The 19,895-nt window shown below is 53.4% G+C and carries 20 protein-coding genes; 3 read left to right on the top strand and 17 right to left on the bottom strand.

The window, feature by feature from the left end; genetic code table 11:
* Nucleotides 1-371: 371 nt before the first annotated feature.
* Both TPH_RS06790 and TPH_RS06785 read left to right on the top strand, forming a co-directional pair.
* Complete coding sequence (locus tag TPH_RS06790) at nt 372-794, top strand: L,D-transpeptidase (RefSeq protein WP_015050451.1); 423 nt, start codon at nt 372-374, stop codon at nt 792-794.
* A gap of 84 nt (nt 795-878) precedes the next feature.
* Nucleotides 879-1,385, top strand: a complete 507-nt coding sequence (locus tag TPH_RS06785) for a BON domain-containing protein (RefSeq protein WP_015050450.1) — start codon at nt 879-881, stop codon at nt 1,383-1,385.
* Here the strand turns inward: TPH_RS06785 and TPH_RS06780 are convergent.
* Nucleotides 1,382-1,579, bottom strand: coding sequence for a hypothetical protein (locus TPH_RS06780; protein WP_015050449.1), 198 nt, complete (start codon nt 1,577-1,579; stop codon nt 1,382-1,384). The genes TPH_RS06785 and TPH_RS06780 overlap by 4 nt on opposite strands.
* Before the next feature lie 37 nt (nt 1,580-1,616).
* Nucleotides 1,617-2,030 carry a secondary thiamine-phosphate synthase enzyme YjbQ gene (locus TPH_RS06775; RefSeq protein WP_015050448.1) on the bottom strand — a complete coding sequence of 138 codons (414 nt, stop codon included), beginning with the start codon at nt 2,028-2,030 and terminating at the stop codon, nt 1,617-1,619.
* A gap of 125 nt (nt 2,031-2,155) precedes the next feature.
* On the opposite strand from TPH_RS06775, the gene TPH_RS06770 reads away from it, so the two are divergent.
* Complete coding sequence (locus TPH_RS06770; protein WP_015050447.1) at nt 2,156-2,560, top strand: secondary thiamine-phosphate synthase enzyme YjbQ; 405 nt, start codon at nt 2,156-2,158, stop codon at nt 2,558-2,560.
* A 42-nt stretch (nt 2,561-2,602) separates the two neighbouring features.
* Here TPH_RS06770 and TPH_RS06765 read toward each other — a convergent pair whose 3' ends face one another.
* From TPH_RS06765 to pheS, 15 genes are all read right to left on the bottom strand, one after another.
* A complete protein-coding gene (locus tag TPH_RS06765; protein WP_015050446.1) occupies nt 2,603-3,394 on the bottom strand; it encodes an arginase family protein in 792 nt (263 codons plus the stop codon).
* A gap of 44 nt (nt 3,395-3,438) precedes the next feature.
* Nucleotides 3,439-4,329 carry a damage-control phosphatase ARMT1 family protein gene (locus tag TPH_RS06760; protein ID WP_015050445.1) on the bottom strand — a complete coding sequence of 297 codons (891 nt, stop codon included), beginning with the start codon at nt 4,327-4,329 and terminating at the stop codon, nt 3,439-3,441.
* Nucleotides 4,330-4,456: 127 nt separating this feature from the next.
* The gene (locus TPH_RS06755; protein WP_015050444.1) at nt 4,457-5,209 is read right to left on the bottom strand and encodes an SIR2 family NAD-dependent protein deacylase; all 753 of its coding nucleotides are present in this window, start codon (nt 5,207-5,209) and stop codon (nt 4,457-4,459) included.
* A 15-nt stretch (nt 5,210-5,224) separates the two neighbouring features.
* Nucleotides 5,225-5,755: a macro domain-containing protein gene (locus tag TPH_RS06750; protein WP_015050443.1), complete on the bottom strand. Its 531-nt coding sequence runs from the start codon at nt 5,753-5,755 to the stop codon at nt 5,225-5,227.
* 111 nt (nt 5,756-5,866) lie between these two features.
* On the bottom strand, nt 5,867-6,523 hold the full coding sequence (locus TPH_RS06745) for an SOS response-associated peptidase (RefSeq protein ID WP_015050442.1): 657 nt from the start codon (nt 6,521-6,523) through the stop codon (nt 5,867-5,869).
* A gap of 237 nt (nt 6,524-6,760) precedes the next feature.
* Entirely contained in the window at nt 6,761-9,142 is a 2,382-nt protein-coding gene (locus TPH_RS06740; protein WP_015050441.1) for an endonuclease MutS2, read from the bottom strand.
* Entirely contained in the window at nt 9,135-11,714 is a 2,580-nt protein-coding gene (locus TPH_RS06735; protein ID WP_201764509.1) for a DUF3656 domain-containing U32 family peptidase, read from the bottom strand. The genes TPH_RS06740 and TPH_RS06735 overlap by 8 nt, the downstream gene beginning before the upstream one ends.
* Entirely contained in the window at nt 11,704-12,024 is a 321-nt protein-coding gene (locus tag TPH_RS06730) for a DUF190 domain-containing protein (protein WP_015050439.1), read from the bottom strand. The genes TPH_RS06735 and TPH_RS06730 overlap by 11 nt, the downstream gene beginning before the upstream one ends.
* Nucleotides 12,025-12,044: 20 nt before the next feature.
* Nucleotides 12,045-12,419 carry a fluoride efflux transporter CrcB gene (gene crcB, locus TPH_RS06725; RefSeq protein ID WP_015050438.1) on the bottom strand — a complete coding sequence of 125 codons (375 nt, stop codon included), beginning with the start codon at nt 12,417-12,419 and terminating at the stop codon, nt 12,045-12,047.
* Nucleotides 12,420-12,440: 21 nt separating this feature from the next.
* Entirely contained in the window at nt 12,441-12,857 is a 417-nt protein-coding gene (crcB, locus tag TPH_RS06720; RefSeq protein WP_015050437.1) for a fluoride efflux transporter CrcB, read from the bottom strand.
* A 20-nt stretch (nt 12,858-12,877) separates the two neighbouring features.
* Nucleotides 12,878-13,831 (bottom strand): NIF3 (NGG1p interacting factor 3)-like protein, encoded by a 954-nt coding sequence (locus tag TPH_RS06715; RefSeq protein ID WP_015050436.1) that lies wholly within the window; start codon nt 13,829-13,831, stop codon nt 12,878-12,880.
* Between the two features lie 24 nt (nt 13,832-13,855).
* Nucleotides 13,856-15,571, bottom strand: a complete 1,716-nt coding sequence (gene polX, locus TPH_RS06710; RefSeq protein WP_015050435.1) for a DNA polymerase/3'-5' exonuclease PolX — start codon at nt 15,569-15,571, stop codon at nt 13,856-13,858.
* A gap of 3 nt (nt 15,572-15,574) precedes the next feature.
* Nucleotides 15,575-15,919 carry a cell division protein ZapA gene (gene zapA / locus TPH_RS06705; RefSeq protein WP_015050434.1) on the bottom strand — a complete coding sequence of 115 codons (345 nt, stop codon included), beginning with the start codon at nt 15,917-15,919 and terminating at the stop codon, nt 15,575-15,577.
* 81 nt (nt 15,920-16,000) lie between these two features.
* Complete coding sequence (pheT, locus tag TPH_RS06700) at nt 16,001-18,418, bottom strand: phenylalanine--tRNA ligase subunit beta (protein WP_015050433.1); 2,418 nt, start codon at nt 18,416-18,418, stop codon at nt 16,001-16,003.
* A complete protein-coding gene (gene pheS / locus TPH_RS06695; RefSeq protein ID WP_028990998.1) occupies nt 18,418-19,455 on the bottom strand; it encodes a phenylalanine--tRNA ligase subunit alpha in 1,038 nt (345 codons plus the stop codon). The genes pheT and pheS overlap by 1 nt, the downstream gene beginning before the upstream one ends.
* Nucleotides 19,456-19,895 lie beyond the last annotated feature (440 nt).

Here is a 19,895-nt window from a genome sequence, read left to right as displayed (position 1 = left end):
CTCCTTCCGGTAATATTTATATTAGCTATCTATAAACAGTATTCCTAAATATCATCGATCTATAACTTAATACAAATTTTTTTTACAACCCCCTCCCCTACTTTTGAAGTTATAGAAAACCAAAAACTTTTAGCATCACTCATTTGTTGTCCATCTTTGATTATACCCGGCCGTTTAAAAGCTTTTCATTACTGCCATTTATTCCGTCCACTCACCACTCTTAATTTTATTGTTAATTTGTCGGTGCCGGTAAAAAATTATGCACCTGAATCCGTGACAACCTAACAACAAAATATCAGGATATGGCTCAAAAAATAATGTATAATAGGCTGGACGGCAAACGGATCCATCTTCACCTGCGAGGTGCAGCCATGATAGATTTGTCCTCCTTACCGGGCAATAGCCTTGCTTCTAAGGAGCGCGGCTCCAGGCTCGAAGTCAGCATTGGCGAACAACAACAGAGCGTTTATTATAACGGCAATCTGCATAGAACCTTTACCGTCTCTACTGGAGTTAATAACTCGACCCACCTCGGACACTTCATCATCCAGAACAGGGGTGAATGGTTCTTCAGTGAAAAATATCAACAGGGAGCCATGTGGTGGGTATCTTTTAAAAACTGGGGCGTTTACCTCTTTCACAGCGTACCAATGGATCGCCAAAAAATATTATTCAAGAGGAAGCGGAAAAGCTGGGAAGCCCGGCATCACACGGGTGTGTCCATCTGCAAGTCGAGCAGGGCAAAATGGATCTATGAGAACATTCCCGAGGGTACACCTGTTCACATTTATTAACTATGCAGAATCTTTTTGATAACCCGCATTCTCCAGGGGGCACGGTGAAATAATAAAAAGAAAAATACAAGGTAAGGTGATCAGATGGCGGGTCGCATTTCGGATGAGGAGCTTAAAGAGCGCGTTCGCTCTCTGCTGCAAGTGGACAAAGACCTGCGGGGATACGGGTTGAATGCCGACGTGGTTCAGGGTGAAGTGCAGCTGCAGGGTATTGTGGATACGCTTAAAGAAAAGGAGCGAGCAGAAAAGCTGGCAAGCAGTATTCCGGGTGTAAAAGGGGTGGCCAACGCCATCTCCGTCAGCACCGACGGGGCTATTCGAAACCGTGATGTGGCCACGGAAGTCACGGAAGAGCTGGCAACGAACCACCGGGTTGATTTGCGGCGGATCGGCGTCGCAGCTGTTGACAGAGGAACAGTTGTGCTGAAGGGGCACACAGATGACACCCGGGAAATTGAGGCTGCCAGAACGGCGGCAGCCAGCGCACGCGGCGTGACCGATGTCGTCACAGATGTAAAGCCTGAGAAAAAAGAACCAACCCTGAAGGATATCTTTCATAACCAGGTAAGAAACGATAAAGAAGAAGGTTAGTAGTTGCTCCACTGAAACCTGCAGTCCGGACAGCCTTTTCCGGCCCAGAACCTCTCCTTTTCCTCTTCACTAAAAATCGACATGACAACCGACAACTGCCAGAGCACTCCGCAGGCAGAGCAGATTACAGCTCCGGAAGCTCTAGGAGCGTCCGGAGTTCTTTCTGGGTCGGGGGGGCCGCCTGTAATGATCATTTATTTCACCACCTTCAGTTGTCAGGGAACGGCTTTTTTACTCACCAAAAACCTTGATTATCAGCCTCTTGCGGCGCTGGCCGTCAAACTCGGCATAGAAAATTTGCTGCCAGGGGCCGATATCCAGCTTCCCATCGGTCACCGGTACAACGACCTGATGGTGAAAAAGAATGCTTTTCAGATGAGCATCTCCGTTGCTCTCCCCTGTTTTGTGATGTTCATAGTCATCCTTGTAGGGAGCCAGCTTTTCCGCCCATTCCATCATATCCTTTTTGATACCATCCTCTTCATCATTGACATAAACCCCGGAGGTGATATGCATTGCACTTACGAGAACCATCCCCTCGTTGATACCGGCCTTTTTGACCGCCTGGGCAACAAGGTCGGTGATGTTAATGAATTCCCTTTTCTGCCTGGTATGAAACCAGTGGTATTCGGTATGCCACTTCATGAAGATTTCACCTCGTGATCGTTATTATTCAATGGCCGGATGCCCTCCTGCCGCAAAGGCTTTACACCGGTAGCTGTGATTTATTATCATATAACAAAAGATCACCATGAAAAGGAGCCGCATTCATGATAGGAGTAATCGAGTTTCCGGTAAGAACCACCAAGCGGGTTGAGATGGTGGAGATCACCCCCACGATCAATAATATCTGCAAAGAAAGGGGAGTAAATGAGGGCCTTTGCTGCATCTTCGTACCCCATACCACCTGCGGCATTATGGTCAATGAACACGCCGATCCCAGCGTTGTTCACGATATTGCCGGCACCCTAGAGAAACTGATCCCTTTTGAAGCCGACTACAGGCATACGGAAGGAAATTCAGCAGCCCATATCAAGGCGGCTTTAACCGGGGTATCTCTTACAATCCCCGTATCGGGAGGCAGGCTTCTGCTCGGCACCTGGCAGGGGGTATTCTTATGTGAGTTCGACGGCCCGCGCCAGCGCCGGGTCTGCCTGAAAATATGTAAATGCTGATCCAACACAGCTCCGAATTATCCTCTCAGAAGCTCGTTTAGCTTAACAAAACAGGCTGCAGATTTGCATGTTGGCTACGGCATTTTTCCGAATTACCTCCTGCCCTTTTGCCCGCATCCAATCCAAAGGATGCAGCACCTCTTCTCCACATAAATCCACTCCGCAGATCTGCTTGCTGGAGGCAAGGCTCCGGAGCGCAACGAGCAGCTCTTGAAGGGTCATCTCCCCCTGATCCCAGTTGGTCAGGGCGTCCTCCTTGCAAAGAACATCTTTATCTATGCTGATATAAACGTCATCTGTGGGGATCTTCTCAATCACCTCTCTGATGACCGAAGCGATACCTTGTTCCTCAATCGGCGCTATGCTTTCGGGAAGAGCTGCTGTTTCCAGATTGCCCGGCGAGTACGGCGCATACAGTACCTTTTGTAAAGCCCGACAATCTGCCCCTAAAAAGGAATCGGGTCGAGCACCAATGATAACTATTTTCACCAAGTACTGAAGCTCTGCCGCTCTGGCAACCCAGGAACCGCAGGAAAGAAGTGTTCTCTCCGGCGACTGCCGGAGGTCAGCATGATTGTCAAAAAGAACGAGCGTAAAAGGTTGAACCATTTCTGCGAGTAAGATATATGAAACGTAATGGTAATCTGCACATCCGATAAGTACAACTCGATCCTTTTCCCGGTTCTGCAACAGTCGGGTGAGCAGCAGCAGGGAGCGCTCTTCGCAGAACAGTTTGGTCCCCCTGATCTCTTTGCACTCGATCACCCGAAAGGGTAAACAATAATACCTGGTCTGTGGAATCAGGGTGTCATCAAAATTTAGCACCGTAATCACAAAACAACACCTCCCCCGGATAGGGGAGCTTATTTTCTTGGAGCTTATTTTTTTTCTGATGCAGCCGGACCGTCAGGTTGATTGCGCAGCAACACAGAACTTCCGAGAGGAACACCGAGATGGCCGGCAACCACCGGACATTTGGCACGAAGAAGGAAAAATGTCTTCTCCCCGGCAAAAACTGTTCCCTCAAGGGTTTCATAATTGGCCTGCCCTTTTGCCAGAACCAGTCCGGCCCGCCCCATTAGATCACGGAATTCCTCACTACACAGCTCGGGTATTACACCAAGGTAGTTGCTCCCTGTTGTCACCACCTCTGCCAGTAGGTGTATTCCGGCTTCCTCGGCATCATCCCGGGTGGCATCATTTAAAATAGGACCCTCCTTGACAACATAAAAAAGCTTGTCGTTGAAGTCACGCAAACAGGCGAGCAGCAGGTAGTCAAAGACAATCTCTCCGCTATTATCTCCGATGATGACCACAGGGCTTTGACTGTTTAAAAGCTCCCGGAAAGCATCCAGATCGCAGAGTTTGAATTCCCGCTCCAGCTCCTGTTGGATGCTGGCATTGACATCGAAGTCAGGGTTGATTCCCATGTCGATGACATTACCCGCAACCGAGACCTTAATGGCCGTCAGAAGAGGGTCCTCGCTATAGGAAATAATCTTTTCCAGGGAGGAGAGATAAGTGCACGCCAGGCGGTTGGATGCCGCTTTAGCTTCACTGTAGGGGTCGTCAGAACCCATCAGCCGATACGCTTCGAAAAGCACCACCGAAGAATTTTCCGCCGGTGTTTTTGCCGGATCAAGAGCGGCGATGGTATCAAAAAGGGCTGTTAAAATACGCCTCTGGTCAGCTTCCTCCACCTCGGCTACCCTCATGGTTGATATTACCTGTTTTAAATAGCAGGGAATACAGTCAACAGCAGTCTGCATTTATTGAACCTCCTACAAAGCTGCGCTGATAAACCACGGTGCCTCCGGAGACCGCCATCAGAGGATAAAATCCTCTCAAAAAGGCTTGATGGCTGGTCTTACAATTGGGCCGCCACCATAATCTTATTCACGGCAGATTTCGGGCAATCTTCTCCAAAACCTCAGCCGTGCTTTCTACATCGAGCTTTAACGTAGCGGCGTAGTCGAGAGCGGTAGGACCCTTATTGATGATAATCATGGTCCTATCCCCTGTGCAGTATTCACTTACGAACCCGGCAAGGGGATAAACGGTCAATGATGAACCGATCACCAGCAACACCTGGGCAGCCAGAATTGTATCCCTGGCCAGGCGGTGGTTCTGAATCGGCTCTCCAAAAAGGACGACATCGGGCCTCAGAATGTTCCCGCATTCGGGGCACTTGGGCACGAGATCCGGGTAGTCCCTGACATACCCGGCATCGGATTCGAACCGGCACCCGATTCCGGTGCACAGAAAACGATCCGCCCTCCCGTGGACGGGGATAACCCGTTTACTGCCGGCCATTTGATGCAGATTATCGATATTTTGCGTTACAACCGCTTTGATTATACCTTTCTTTTCCAGATCGGCCAGAAGTAGGTGGGCACGGCTCGGTTTTACCTCTGGCAGCAGAAAGTAGCGGCGATAAAATTCGTAAAATTCGCGAGGTCTTTTTCGGAAGGCATTGATATTGAGCAGCGCTGTCACTTTCTGCTCGCCGAGGGTGCGGTAAATTCCTTTTTCTCCTCGAAAATCGGGAATGCCGGCCTCGGTGCTGATACCCGCCCCTGTTACCACAACAGTATTTCGTGAAGAGGCAAGGAGTTCGGCAACTCTCGTTAATTTTTGCTCCTCGTTCATAAACCGCCCCTCCTGTTACTCCGGAAGCCGCCTCTGGAGTTCCTCTTGAAAAACCTCCAGGGCATCCCTCCCGAAAAGACAAAAAACAATCCTCTTCAAATCAGTAGTTCCCTGCAGGTAGGTGATAACAGTTTCCAGCATGATCTTTGCACAGCGATCGAGGGGAAAACCGAAGATGCCGGTGCTGATGGCCGGGAAGGAGATGCTTTCCAGATGGTTCTGTTCGGCAACCCTGAGGCTGTTCAAAGTGGCACTTCTCAGCTTCTCGTCTTCGTTCCCCTCACCCATCCTCGGGCCTACGGCATGGATCACCTTTTTCGCTTTAAGTCTGCCTGCCCCTGTAATCACCGCTCCTCCTACAGGGCAATAGCCGATTTGATCGGACTCCCTCTGAATCTCCTGGCCCCCCTTCCTGACAATTGCCCCGGCCACCCCGCCGCCGTGTTTCAGGTAGGAATTGGCGGCGTTGACGATGGCATCGGTATCCATCTCCGTGATATCCCCTTCGATGAGTTCCAGCACGGCATTCTTAATCTTTCTTTTCAAAACCACTCCCTCCTTTTTGCATTCCGGGTCAAAGATCTACCTCTCAACAATTTTACCGATCGCCTCAAGCCTTTATTAGGAACCCTCAGAATGGTGATTGGTATTGTCTGTTTACTCTTGCCCCGGGAAAGCATCCCTGGGTGGATTCATGATGCCGCTCCCCGGAGAACAGGGTACGGCTATCATCTCTCCGGGATAGGGGTGCAGCAGCCTCTTTACCTCCGCGATTCTCCTTTCCTGAAGCCACGTTTGCTGGTAGTCATCATCCGCCAGGATCACCGGCATCCGGTTATGAACCTCCTTTAAATAATCATTGGAGTCGGTGGTCAGGATGCTGCAGGATAAAATCCTTCTTCCATCTTCAGCCACCCAGCAATCCCAGATGCCCGCCAGGGAAAACAATCGCTTCCCCGGCAGGTTGATGCGGAAGGGGATCTTCCTTCCGGCAACCTTTTTCCATTCATAAAAGGCATCGGCCGGAATCAAACAGCGCCTCTTCAAAAACGGTTCTCGAAAAGCGGGTTTTCTGTCTACCGTTTCTGCCCTGGCATTGAACATCCGGTAACCCTTTGCCGGTTCTCTGCTCCAGCGTGGAATTAGCCCCCAACGCATCATGAACGCCTCCCTCCGGGGGCCGCCGGTGATCACAGGTATGTACTGCCCCGGAGCGATGTTGCTGTTCGGCTCAAAGATAATGTTCCCCGCATCAACACGGTAATAGCGGCACAGCGCTTCTCCATCCACAGTAAGGCTGAAACGCCCGCACATGGTCTGCCTCCAGGTAATTACTAAACTAACCCTTTATGGAAAGCTTCTTTATTTAAATATAACATAACAAAGAATACCGGCACTTCTAACAGGATGGCCTGGCTATGCAATTATCCCCTTTTTTGTGCTGCATCCCCCGTTGCTGCCGCAACAAACGGCTTTAAAGAAATCTTGAATTGCCGTACGGCATTTGCCAGGTGTGTATGGTCAATTTCTTAGCAAATAAAGAGATGAAGATTATTTTAATTCGACGATGGTAACCCCCGTCCCCCCCTCGTAGTAATTCCCGTTGCGGTAGGAAGCCACGAAGGGATGTTTGGAAAGGTACTGTCTTACAGCCTCCCTTAAGGCCCCTGTTCCTTTCCCATGGATGAGAGAAACCCTGTTTATTCCCGCCAGATAGGCCGCGTCCAGGTATTTATCAATCTCTTTGAGGCTTTCCTCCACCCGCATTCCCCGAAAGTCAAACTCCGGAGACACCTGTGCATGTTCCTTGATGGTTCTACCACCGGATCTACTGCCCGTCGCTGTCAATTCTTTCTTTTGTTTATCCCGTTTCAGACTGCGGCGCAGCTCCTTGATGGGGAGATGGAGCTTGAGCGCACCGACCTGAACCAGCACCTCTCCATCCGGACCGGGGGGAGAAATAACATATCCTTCCTGATGGAAGCGGGGTATGGCTACAACATCCCCGGGCTTCAGCGTATCCGGAATATCGCCGGCAAAGGCGGATTCCTCCGTAGCCGCAGCCCTTTCTTCGATTCGACCGGACAGATCACCTAGCTTCTGCCGCACTGCCTGAGCCTCCTCCAGAGCAATGCGGGCATCCTCTTGGCGCATCTTCTCCCTCAGGAAGCGGATCAACTGCTCGGCTTCCCGCCTGGCGGTGCGTACCAGCTCCCGTGCCTCCTCATGGGCCATGGACAGGATCTCCTGCTGCTTATTCCGCAGCCTTTCCTCCTCCCGCCGTAACTTCTCCTTTAATTTTTCGACTTCTGCTCGCTCAAGCTCGGCCTCAGCCCGAGCCGAACTGGCTGCGAACTGGTCCTCTTTAAGGTGCTTGATCAAATCGGAAAGTTCCCGCTGCTCGGGGCGCAAGAAGGATCTCGCCCGCTCTACCACTTCAGAATCGAGTCCCAGCCTTGCGGCGATCTCAAAGGCATTGCTCTCTCCGGGAACACCGATGGAAAGGCGGTAGGTGGGCTGGAGGGTCCTGCTGTCGAACTCCACAGAAGCATTTTCCGCCCGCTGCCTGGTATGGGCAAAGATTTTCAGCTCGCTGAAATGGGTAGTAGCGATGATCAGAGCGCCTTTGTTGATCAGCCTATCCAGTATTGCCATCCCCAAAGCGGCTCCCTGCTCGGGATCGGTGCCCGCCCCCAATTCATCCAGGAGCACCAGGCTTCCCTCCCCGACCTGATCCAGGATGCGCACAATATTTTTCATATGGCCGGAGAAGGTGCTCAATGATTGTTCAATGCTCTGCTCATCCCCGATATCGGCAAAAACATTCTGGAGAACGGGAAGCACAGTCCTCTCCCCGGCAGGAATATGGAGCCCGGCCTGAGCCATTACCACCAGCAGGCCGACTGTTTTCAAAGCGACCGTTTTTCCTCCGGTATTCGGCCCCGTAATGATCAGGCAGTCAAAATCTCTTCCCAGGTGGAGATCCAGGGGAACCACCTTCCCTCTGAGGAGCGGGTGGCGCCCCGACTTCAGCACTAAACATCTCCCATCGCCGAAGCGGGGAGGGTTCCCTTTGAGTTTACTGCTGAGATGCCCCTTTGCCAGAATAAAATCCAGTTCACCGAGGATCCTCAGATTCTCCTGAATTGCGTCGTGAAAAGCCGCCACCATCTTGGTCAGTTCCTCCAGGATGCGCTGCTCTTCCCGGTGAGCGGCGGTGCGCTTTGCCATCAGTTCATTCATCGGGCCCACCAGCGGCAGGGGCTCCATGAAAACGGTCGCTCCACTTCCGGACAAATCGTGAACGAGGCCGGGGAACTGGCTGCGGTGTTCCTGCTTGACGGGAACTACATAACGGTCCCCTCGCACAGTGTAAATGGGCTCCTGCAGATATCTGTTCCACTCCGGTTTAGACAGGATCTCATCCAGCAAGCCGCGAATCCGAACCTGCAGTGTTCGGATCTGCTGCCGCAGTCTGGCCAGTTCCGGTGAGGCGCTGTCGGATATTTCTCCGTCCGGCTGTATGCAGAGGTTGATCTTCTCCTGCAGTGTCCGGCACTCCTGGATCCTGCGGGCTCTCGCCTGCAGGCGCGGCAGTTCCCTGCCGGCGCTCAGGAGGGCCTTCTTCAACCGCTCTCCTGCCTGCAGGGTATCGCGGCAGCTCAGCAAATCTTGAGGCTCCAGCACCCCTCCGATGAGGGCGCGCCGCAGCAGTGGTGCCAGGTCGGCGACCCCATCAAAGGACAGTTCGGGGCAGAGCCTCCAGGCATGGCAGGCCTCGGTAGTTTCCGCCTGGCGAGCGAGGATCTCCTCGACTTCCGTCGCCGGCTCCAGTTCCCGCACATAGGGAACACCCAGAGGAGTGCTGCAGCATCCTTCCAGCATCTCTTTGATCTTGTGAAACTCCAGCTTCTTCAATGAAAATCTATCCATTTAAAGCCCCCTCCTTTCTCTCCTCTGCCCGGAGAACACCGCGCAGGTAGTGACCGCGCGTCAGGCCGAGTGGAGAGATAACGGAAAGCTTCTCCCAGGCATGCCTTGCCCGCTCCCGGCTCCAGCATCCGGAAACAACTGCGTCAACAGCACTGCGGTAAATGGAGGTGATCTCTTTAACCTCCCGGGCCTGTGAATAACGGAGCTCCAGCCTGAGATGATCATAACCTTCCTCTATTATTTCGGCAAGGTGTTCGATTAAACAGAGTTCCCGGGCGTTGTAAATGGTCATCCGACAGCGCTCATCCTGAACTACAGGAAACAGGTAGCCACAGCGATCTTTAAGGTAACAACGGTTTTGAGAGCAGATCCTCATGCACCGCCCCCCCTCCCCCGTTACCGCTCCGGTGACGCAGTGCTCGCTGATCATCAGGGGTATTGCTCCGTGCACCGGCAGTTCCAGTACCTCCGACCCCCTGTAAGTAAGGCGCATCAATTGCTCCCGATTCAATTCCGGAGATAAAGTAGCGCGACTCACCCCTGCTTCCAGCAAGGAAAAGATCGCCGAATCGTTGAAAACAGGCACCGAGAAATCGGTCACCACACTGAGGTCTTTTTTCAAAGCCAGATAACAACCGCCCAGGTCACCGACCAGTACCCCGGCAACAGATAAGAGAAGCGCCTCTTCGAGCATTCGGAGTACCCTATCCCCTTCCCGCTCCTGCCAGATGCGTGGGATGATGAGATAGGGCTGCACCCCTCGCCCCAGGCAATCTTCAATACCACGCCGCAATGCCTCATCGGTCCAGGGCGCCCTCCCTTTGAGAGAATATCCGCCGAAGTAAATGATGTCCGCCCCCCCTGCAGCGGCCGCCTGCAGGCTCGGCAAATCACTTACGGCGACGGCAAGGGAGGGACGCCTTATAACCTTTTGCACATCTCGCGCCCTTGCCTGCAGCCCTGACCAGTATCCCTCTTCCCGTTTCGTAAGATCCTGAGGTAGACGGCGCCGGTACTTTTGCAGGTGCTTTTCCTCCAGAGCGGCCGTCAGACTGCGGCGCACGGCGTTGATTTCGCTGAGGGGCAACATCACCCCCGGTTCGAGCTCACACTCCAGCTTTTTCAGTTGAAAGGGGGTATTCCCCAACCGATCCAGCTGAGCTCTGAGGATCTCTGGAGTAAGTTCGTGCTTGCGCGCCTTCTCACCGCAGATATTTCCACGGGATTCCGCCCGGCAGCCGTCCGCATCCCATCCGACAAGGTAAAAAGGCTCGCCAATACGGGCGACGGCCCTGAGGGTGATGGGAGTGCGGCGCCGGGAGGGCCCCGTGAAGCTCTCCCGTGCTTTTTCAATCAGCACCCGATCATGGGTTTTAAAAACGCGATCACCGGGGCTCACATGGAAGGGAACAGTAATCTGTACATCACTGCCCGGAGGGGCCTCTTCCACCTCTCTGTCCTTGACTGTCATTCCTTGTACAGTTAAGCCATGCCGCCCTGAACCGGTCCAGAACTCGATCCCATCCCCCGTTCTCAAAGGGAGACGGTTCTGCAAGACGGCATGGCGGTGCCCTTTTTTCACCACACGCCCCAGATAAAGGCCGCGGTTGTTGGGTCTGGTATAACCTATCAGGCCACGCCCGGGATTACCGTAAAAGTATCCTGTAGTGAAGCCACGGTTGAAGATCTGGGAGAGTTCCCGTACTTCCCGATCGCTCGCCGTATAGTGCTCCGGGTCCTCCCAGGCCCTGTCCAGTGCTTCCCGATAAATCCGGACGACCGTTGCCACATACTCCGGTCGCTTCATGCGGCCCTCAATCTTCAGAGCGGCAACGCCAACCCGGCAGAGGTCTGGCAGCTCCCTCAAGAGCAGCAGATCCCTGGGGCTCAAGAGATGCTCCCCCGGAACAGAGTCACTCAATTCCCGCCCCTTTTCATCTACCAGGGAGTAAGGGAGCCTGCAGGGCTGGGCACACCTCCCCCGGTTTCCGCTCCTACCCCCGATCATGCTGCTGAACAGACACTGACCTGAGTAACAGATGCACAGCGCCCCGTGGACAAAGACCTCCAGTTCCAGGGAGGAATGTTTCCGGATCTCCTGGAGATCGGAATAGGTTGTCTCCCGGGCAAGGATGACCCTCTGGAACCCCGCCTCGGCGAGGAACCTGGCACCGGCGGCGTTGTGCACCGTCATCTGAGTGCTCCCGTGCAGCCGGAAGTCGGGAAGCACCGCCCTGATGTACCCGGCCACCCCTACATCCTGAACAATGAGGGCATCAACGCCCTCCCGGTATAAAAAAAACAGGTAATCGGTCAATTCTCCGAATTCCCTGTTATCCACCAGGGTATTGACTGTTACATAAATCCGCACCCCGCGGCCGTGGGCGTAGCTCAGGGCGGAGGCCAGATCCTCTTCAGTAAAGTTTTCCGCAAAGGCGCGCGCCCCGAACATCTTCCCCCCCAGATAGACGGCGTCGGCACCGTTCTCCACCGCAGCGCGCAAGGCCAGCGGGTTTCCCGCAGGTGCCAGGAGTTCCGGTTTTTTCCGTTCTGTCATGCCTTTACTTAACAACCTCCACAACGGATATGGTGATTAACCCCTTTTTGACCATTTTCCTGATTACTGGCAGTGCACCTCTGATCTTCTCCTCACAATCTACAACCTCGATAACCACGGGAAGATCCACAGAAAGATCGAGGACCCTGCTGGTACGCAGCCTGTTTTCCGGGCCGTAGCCTTCCACGCCTCGATAGACAGTGGCTCCTGCCAGCCCGAGTTCCCGGAATTTTAATACCAAAGCGTGATACAGTGCCTTGTGCCCCCACTGCTCCTTCTCTCCGGTATATATTCTGAGCAAAAGAGCCGGTTTTTGTTCGGGCAAGGTGAATACCTCCTCCCTGGTTAAAGCATATTTCCCGTCAAATACCCCAGCCAACCGAAAGTAAGACCGAAGAAAACTGTGCTGCAGGTGTAGCCTATTGCGGTTAGTTTCTCATTATCCTCAAGCAGTTTTACTACCTCATAAGCAAAAGTCGAAAAGGTTGTATATGCCCCGAGAAACCCTGTTGTCAAAGCAGATTTCAGCACAGGTGAGAAAGTAACGCCATGAGATAGATATGCCAAGAGAAAACAGAGGATATAAGCACCGCTTATATTAATCAGAAACGTCCCCAGGGGATAGGTTCCTTTCCATTTTTCCATTATCAGCCGCCCGAGAAAATAACGCCCCACGGCTCCCAACATGCCACCCAAGCCGATTCCCAGCAGAACAATCATCTAACTCCTCATTTCCCGGGATCAGTCCCGATCTTCCCCGAGCCTGAGGGGTCTTTTCTCCAGCAGGGAATAAGATAATCTCCCCAGGACGATACCCAGCCAGACTCCGGCAAGACATAAAACCGTTGTTCCCGACACATACAGCAACGCTTCCGGAAACAGATTACTATCAAGGAGATCCAGGCTTTCTTTTGTAAAGGTGGAAAAAGTTGTGTACGCCCCACAAAAACCAACCCCCAGAAAAAGACGGGAACGGGGGCTCAGAATCAATCCCTCCAGGACCAGTGCCTGGATTAGACCCAGGAGGATACTCCCGGTAATATTAGTGATCAATGTGCCCCAGGGAAATGTCGCACTCCAGTGCAGGAATGCTCTCCAGACACCATAACGGGCGAGGGCACCTAGAAGACCGCCCAGACCCACCCAAATTAGGTCCATCAAATTGCAATCCCCCTCAATTAAACGCGGCTGACACGCAGCAGGCCGGAGCAGGGTATGATCTCCACCCCCCACCGGGCCAGCTCATCCAGGAAGAGGTTCAGCCCAAGGGAATCGCTGGCCATGTGTCCGGCGATCACCACATTGATGTGGTGCTTTTCCGCCTCCTTGCGGTGGTCCTCGGTCATGTGCATTCCCACAATCGTCCCGACACCGGCTACCGCCATTTTCTCATAGGCATCCTTGGAACCGCTGGTACCTCCGGTCATGTCCACAAAGATCTTCCCGGCGCGGCCCTTCTCCTTTCCGACGATGATCTTCGGGCCGGCATTGCGTTTGACCGCCTCCCGGTATTCAGGCAGTTCCTTCAAAGCCTTCACCACATCACCAACCGTCTCCGGGGACTTTCTCTCAAAGTAACGGGTCAAGAATTCCTGTACCAGATTATCCGCCGGGGTGTGCACGCACATGAAGGGAATCCCCAACAGAGAAGCAGCATCTACCGCCCGGTTGTGATTGACAGGCATCAGGCGCCGTTCTACTTCGGCGATCCTGCCCGCCAGAAGGCCTTCGGCAACATTAATCGGTACGCCGAGCTGATAGAGCACATCCTCCTGGATGTGCATTACCTCATGCAGGGCAGCCAGGGCCTTTCCCTCCGGATGGTGGGAAATGATCAGGTCGATTCTCCTTCCTTTCTCGCGCAGACGATCGGCCAGCAGCACCTCTCCGACCTCGATGTCGATTCCCGCCAGCACACCGCGCACATCATCCTTTGGGTCTCCATATAAAATTCTGGTATCGTTGTATGGATTGACAAGACTTTCTCCATCAAAATCAATTTTTTCGCTTTCTTTATATTCTTCGAACTCCTTCTTGCGCTTGGCCAACTCCCTTTTGATCTGATTTTCCCCACGCGGGTCGGCTTTTACCCCCATGCGGACAGCCAGTTCATAAATGTCTCCGATCCTCAATCTTCTTCTCCCCCTTATTCATCTTCACCGACTTTTATTCTGCAACCACTTTCTCAACTCGGAAAGGGGCATTGTGTTGATTATATCTTCCTTTTCCGCCCATCCACGTCTAGCAGTGAGCACCCCATAGCGCATATCCGCCAGGCAGTGCCTGCCATGGGCATCCGTATTGATGGAAAACCGTACCCCCCGCTCCTTGCCCAACCTGATGTAGCGATCATTCAGGTCAAGGCGATCCGGTGAGGCGTTGATTTCCAGTGCGGTACCGGTTTCTGCCGCGGCATCCAGCACCCGTTCCATATCGATCTGATAAGGACCTCTTCTCCCAAGCAGGCGCCCTGAAGGATGGCCGATGATATCCACATGCTCATTACGGATGGCGGTGATGATCCGGGAGGTAAGGGTGTCCCGGTCTTGCTTGAACCCGGAGTGAATAGAAGCGATGACCACATCCATTTCCTCCAGGATATCGTCATCAAAATCAAGGCTGCCGTCGGGAAGAATATCCACTTCAATCCCCGCCAGCAACTGAAAGTCATCAAACATCCGGTTGACGCTTTCAATCTCCAGCCGCTGCTGGCGGAGTTTTTCTTCGTCGAGACCGCGCGCTACACGCAGAGAACGGGAGTGATCGGTGATGGCCAGATAGCTATAACCCCTTTCCCGGGCTGCCAGAGCGATTTCCTCAATGCTGTTGGCTCCATCACTCCAGTTGCTGTGAACGTGAAGATCCCCTTTGATATCTCCGATGTCAACGAGCACCGGTAGGTTCCCCGCAAGGGCGGCCTCGATCTCCCCCTGTCCCTCCCGGAGTTCCGGCGGGATGTAGGGCATCTCCAACAATTGATAGAGATCTTCCTCCGATTTTGGAGTGACGATCCTTTTCCCGAGATCTACACCGTACTTATCGAGCTTCCACCCACGCTTCCGTGCTATTCCCTGCAGGCATTTATTATGCGCCCGGGAGCCCGTCAGGTATTGCAGAGCAGAGGCGAACTGCTCGGGCCGAACTGCCAGGAGATTTGCCTGTATCCCCCACTTCGTTGTTACCGCGGTTGGAGCTTTTCCGGCCACCACCTCCTGAACGAAGGGAGCTCTGATAAAGGCTAAAGCAACATCTTCCGGATCCGTTCCGGAGGCAACAAAGTCAAGGGCTTCTACCATTTCTCTCCCCCGCCGGAGGCTGCCGGCAGCACTCACTTCGACGACGCCGGGAATCCCGTTTAAAAAGGAAGCAACTTCACCTGCTGCCGCAAAGGCGAAGTTGAGGAGCCATTTCGGCCGTTCACCAACCAATTCCTTCAGCCCCTGTAAGATCGCTTCCTTTGTTTTTTCTCCGATCCCCGGCAAACCCTGCAAGCGCTGTTCCCGAGCGGCCTCCTCAAGCTCCTCAAGGCTGGTAATGTTCAATTCCCGGAACAAAAGCCGGGCGGTTTTTACCCCAACTCCGGGAATCATCAGCAGCTGGCGGGTTGAAGGAGGGATCCTCTCTTTTAACTCCTCATAATAATTGAGCCTTCCCGTTTCCACCAGTTCCTTGATTTTCTTGGCGAGGGCGTCCCCGATACCAGGTACCTCCTGAAGGCGGCCTTCTGTGCTGAGTTCAGCAATATCAAGCAGGGTGCTCTCAAGAATGTGGGCAGCCTTACGATAGGCCCTGGCTTTGAAGGGGTTCTCCCCCAGGATATCCAGAAGATCGGCAATTTCATAAAATATCTGAGCAATTTCCCACTTATTCATCCTTCACTGACCCAGTTTTTTAATGTCCTCCAGTTGTTTAACAAGGCTGTCGTAATCATCCTGGAGCCTGGCCATGTCTTCTGCGATATTAAGAGCGGCAAGGACTGCCAGCTTGCTTAGGCTCAAGTTCGGGTTTTTCTGTCCGATCAGGCGCATCTTTCTATCAACATATGCTGCTATCTTTTCGATAAACGCGGGATCGGCGTTACCCCTGATTACATACTCTTCCCCGTAAATCTTAACCGCAACCCTCGACTTTTCATTGTTTTTCTCCGGCTTTGGAATCGGGTTCATTTGAGGTGAAGCAACCGTCTCTTGGTGCCGGAAAGCGGCTCTGTCGTCGCTCATCGCTCACTCCTCCCCGCTTATTACGGCTACACTAGGATTCTCCATTGAAGGAATTATCTCCTGCCAGTTGTCTTTCCCGGGCTATCTCTGGCGCGCCCCTAAATTCCGGATGAGGCTTTTCACAATAGTTGAGTATACTTCCGCAACCTCTTCATCCGTCAGGGTACGATCGGACGACTGAAAGAGCAACGAATAGGCCAGGCTGCGGTATCCTTCCGGTACCTGCTCACCTTGATAGACGTCAAAAAGCCGGCACTCTCTCAGCAGCGGCCCACCGCTGCTGTAAATAGCCTTTTCAACCTGATCCGCCCGTACGGACAACGGAACAAGCACAGCCAAATCCCTGGTGACCCCGGGATAGCGGGGAATCTGGCGGTACATTGCTTTAAGATTCATAACCGCGGTGAGCTCCTCCAGGTCTATCTCACAGACGACAACCCTCAGGTTAAGTTCACAGTCAGAGAGTACATCGGGATGCAGCTCCCCGAGGAAACCGAGTTCCCGGCTGCCTGCCAGGATGCGCGCCGCCCGCCCCGGGTGCAGGGTTGGTATCTTTGAAGTCGGCTCATAAATTACATCTGCAACCCCGGCAAGTTCGAGCAGTCCTTCCACAATCCCCTTCACATAATAGAAGTCAACCTCCTCGTCCCTCAGCTGCCAGCCCTTGACGACCTTGCCGCAGGCGGCAATCCCCAGGTGCAGCCGCTCTTTCGGCAGTCCGCCCTCCTCCTGCGGGATGAAGACGTTCCCTACCTCAAAGAAACCGAGATCCGCCAATTTGCGGTTATAATTGTAAATAACGGTATCCAAAAGGCCGGGCAGAAGGGTAGTGCGCATTATGCTCTGCTCTTCGCTAAGCGGATTTTGGATGCGCAATGCTTTGCGCAGCGGGCTATCTGCAGGAACACGCAGCCTGTTCAAAGCGCTTTCCCCGATAAAACTATAGGTGATGACCTCATCAAGGCCAAAAGTTATCATGGCATCGGTGATAAAATCCTTCAGTGAAAAGCCCCGCTCCTTCCCCGGTGGAGCCAGCATTCCGACAGGTGAGGTGGTGGGAATGCGGTCATAGCCGTAGAGGCGGGCAACCTCTTCAATCAAGTCGATCTCTCCGTTAATGTCCACACGGTGCGGAGGCACACCTACCAGCAGGGCATCCCGGCCGCAAATCTCGCAGGGGAAATCAAGCCTACCCAGAATTTCCTGAATCTCCCCGCGGGAAAGGCTTGTTCCCAGGACCCGGTTCGTCCTGGAAAGGCGCAAGCGGATCGACCTGGGCACGACAGGCCTGACATACTCATCCACATCACCTTGGGTGACATCTCCTGCTCCCAACTCCTCGATAAGCTGCGCCGCCCTGTGAAGGGCCGGCAAGACCCCCTCTGGGTTGATCCCCTTTTCAAAGCGCTGCGAGGCTTCGGTCCGCATCCCGAGTCTGCTTGCCGTCATCCTGATACTCAAAGGGTCGAACCATGCTGATTCTAAAAGAACGGTATGGGTTTTCTCCGTCACTTCGCTGGGCAGGCCGCCCATGACCCCGGCGATTGCCACCGGTTCCTCCCGGTCGGCGATCACCAGCATATCCGAAGAAAGGCTTCTGGTTTCACCATCCAGCGTTACCATTTTTTCATCCTGCCGGGCTCTCCTGACGATGATCTCCCCGCCTTTCAGCCTCTCATAATCAAAGGCGTGAAGAGGCTGTCCGAACTCCAGCATCACATAGTTGGTCACATCAACGATATTGTTGATCGGCCGCAGCCCTGCGGAGCGGAGTCTGTACTGCATCCAGGATGGGGAGGGGGCTATCCTGATATTGCGCACGATTCGACAGGCATAGCGGCGGCAGAGGTCGGGAGCTTTAATCTTCACCCTTACCGCGTCCCCGGTGTGTTCATCCAGTTCCCGAGCTAAAGTGATCTCGGGTAGCTTGAGTTCCGCCCCGGTCAGCGCCCGGACCTCCCTGGCAATATTGATCACGGCCAGACAATCCCCCCTGTTAGGCGTCAAATCCAGTTCCAAGATGCGGTCATTCAATCCCAGGGCTTCATCAAGCCTTGTGCCAGGGGCAACACCTTCCGGGAGAATTAAAATGCCCTGATCATCACCGTAACCCCACTCGTCGGTGCCGAGCTCCGCACCGGAGCAAATCATACCTTGAGAGATTTGACCGCGTATTTTCCTCGCCTCTACCTTCATTCCTCCGGGCAGGGTTGTTCCCGGAAGGGCCACCGGCACGCAGACTCCGGCTCTCACATTCGGCGCTCCGCAGATTATCTGGACAACATCCGAGCCCGTATCAACCCGGCACAGCATAAGGTGGTCGGAATCGGGATGTCTGTCAACATCCAGGATCTTGCCTACCAGGATCTTCTCTAGGCCTTCTACCGGAGGAACGACCGCCTCCACGGCAATTCCTGCCATCGTCAGCCTTTCAGCCAGATCCTCAGGGCTTATATCGATATTCACATAATCACGCAGCCACTGATAAGAAACACGCATTAATAACTCCCTCCCCCGAACTGCCGGATAAATCTGACATCATTTTCGAAAAAGAGGCGCAGATCGTTAATGCCGTACTTCAGCATAGCAATCCTTTCCACTCCCATACCGAAGGCAAAACCGGTAACCTCTTCCGGATCATAGCCGGAATTAACCAGCACATTCGGGTGAACCATACCACAGCCCAATATCTCCAGCCATCCTGTCCCCGAACACACCCGGCATCCCGAACCCTTGCAGCTGATACAGGAGATATCGACCTCGGCGCTCGGCTCGGTGAAGGGAAAGAAGCTCGGGCGCAGCCGGATCTCCCGATCGCGGCCGAACATCTGACGGGCGAAGGTCAAGAGCACGCCCTTCAGATCTCCAAGCGTGCATTGCCTGTCAACAAGAAGCCCCTCCACCTGGTGAAACATCGGGGAGTGAGTGGCGTCATCATCCCTGCGGTAAACCTTTCCTGGAGCAATGATCCTGACGGGAAGATCAGGCACCATCCTTTTCATCGTTCGTATCTGCACCGGTGAGGTATGGGTTCGCAGAAGTATTTCCGGGCCGATATAAAAAGAATCCTGCATATCCCGGGCGGGGTGCCCTTTAGGAATATTCAGGGCTTCAAAATTATAGTAATCCGTTTCCACCTCCGGCCCCTCGGCAACCTCAAAACCCATGGCAATGAAAATTTCCTTGATTTCACAGAGAATCAAAGTCAACGGGTGCCTGTGCCCGCGGCGAACGGGTCGCCCCGGGAGCGTTACATCTATGGCTTCATTGACAAGCCTTTCTTTCTTCTCTTGCTCGAGAATAGCGGACAGTTTCTCCTCCAGCCTCTCTTCCAGAAGCTGTCGCACCTCATTGGCGAGATGACCAAGGCTGGGGCGCAGATCCGCCGGAACACTTCCCATCCCCCGCAGGACCTTCGTGAGCAGGCCCTTCTTCCCCAGATACTTCACCTTCAAGTCTTGCAGTTCTTCACGCTTCCCGGCGGTTTCCAGTTCCCTCAAAGCGTTCTCTTTAATCCTTAAAATTTCCTCTTTCAATCTTACGGAACACCCCTTTTCTAGACTAAAAAACAAACCCCCGTTCATAAGGGACGGGGGTTCTACTAACCCGCGCGGTACCACCCTTCTTGGCCGCAGAGGCCCTCTCTTAGGGTAACCAAATGCTCTAACTCTAACAGGTTAACCGGCACCGCCTAATAGCCTTAAGGCGTTCAGCGGTGCAGCTTACGGGCGAACTTCAGAAGAGGGTTCTGGTCGCACTCTCAGTCTGCGGCATGACCTCCCTGAAAGAACCCTTTACCCTTCCTACTCCTCCCGGTCATCGCCTTTACTGTATTCAGGATGTATGGATAAACCGGATTAATGCATGAGAAATCTCCTGTAAAGGAGAAATGCCCGCGGTGACCCGGTATACTTGAAGATCATCCAACAGAAGCGAGCCGATAGAGACACTTGCCTCACGCTCCTTTACGGAGACG

The sequence above is a fragment of the Thermacetogenium phaeum DSM 12270 genome, assembly GCF_000305935.1.
GTDB lineage: Bacteria > Bacillota > DSM-12270 > Thermacetogeniales > Thermacetogeniaceae > Thermacetogenium > Thermacetogenium phaeum.
Note: the sequence above shows the minus strand (reverse complement) of the source record. Positions and strands in the feature narration are given on the sequence as shown.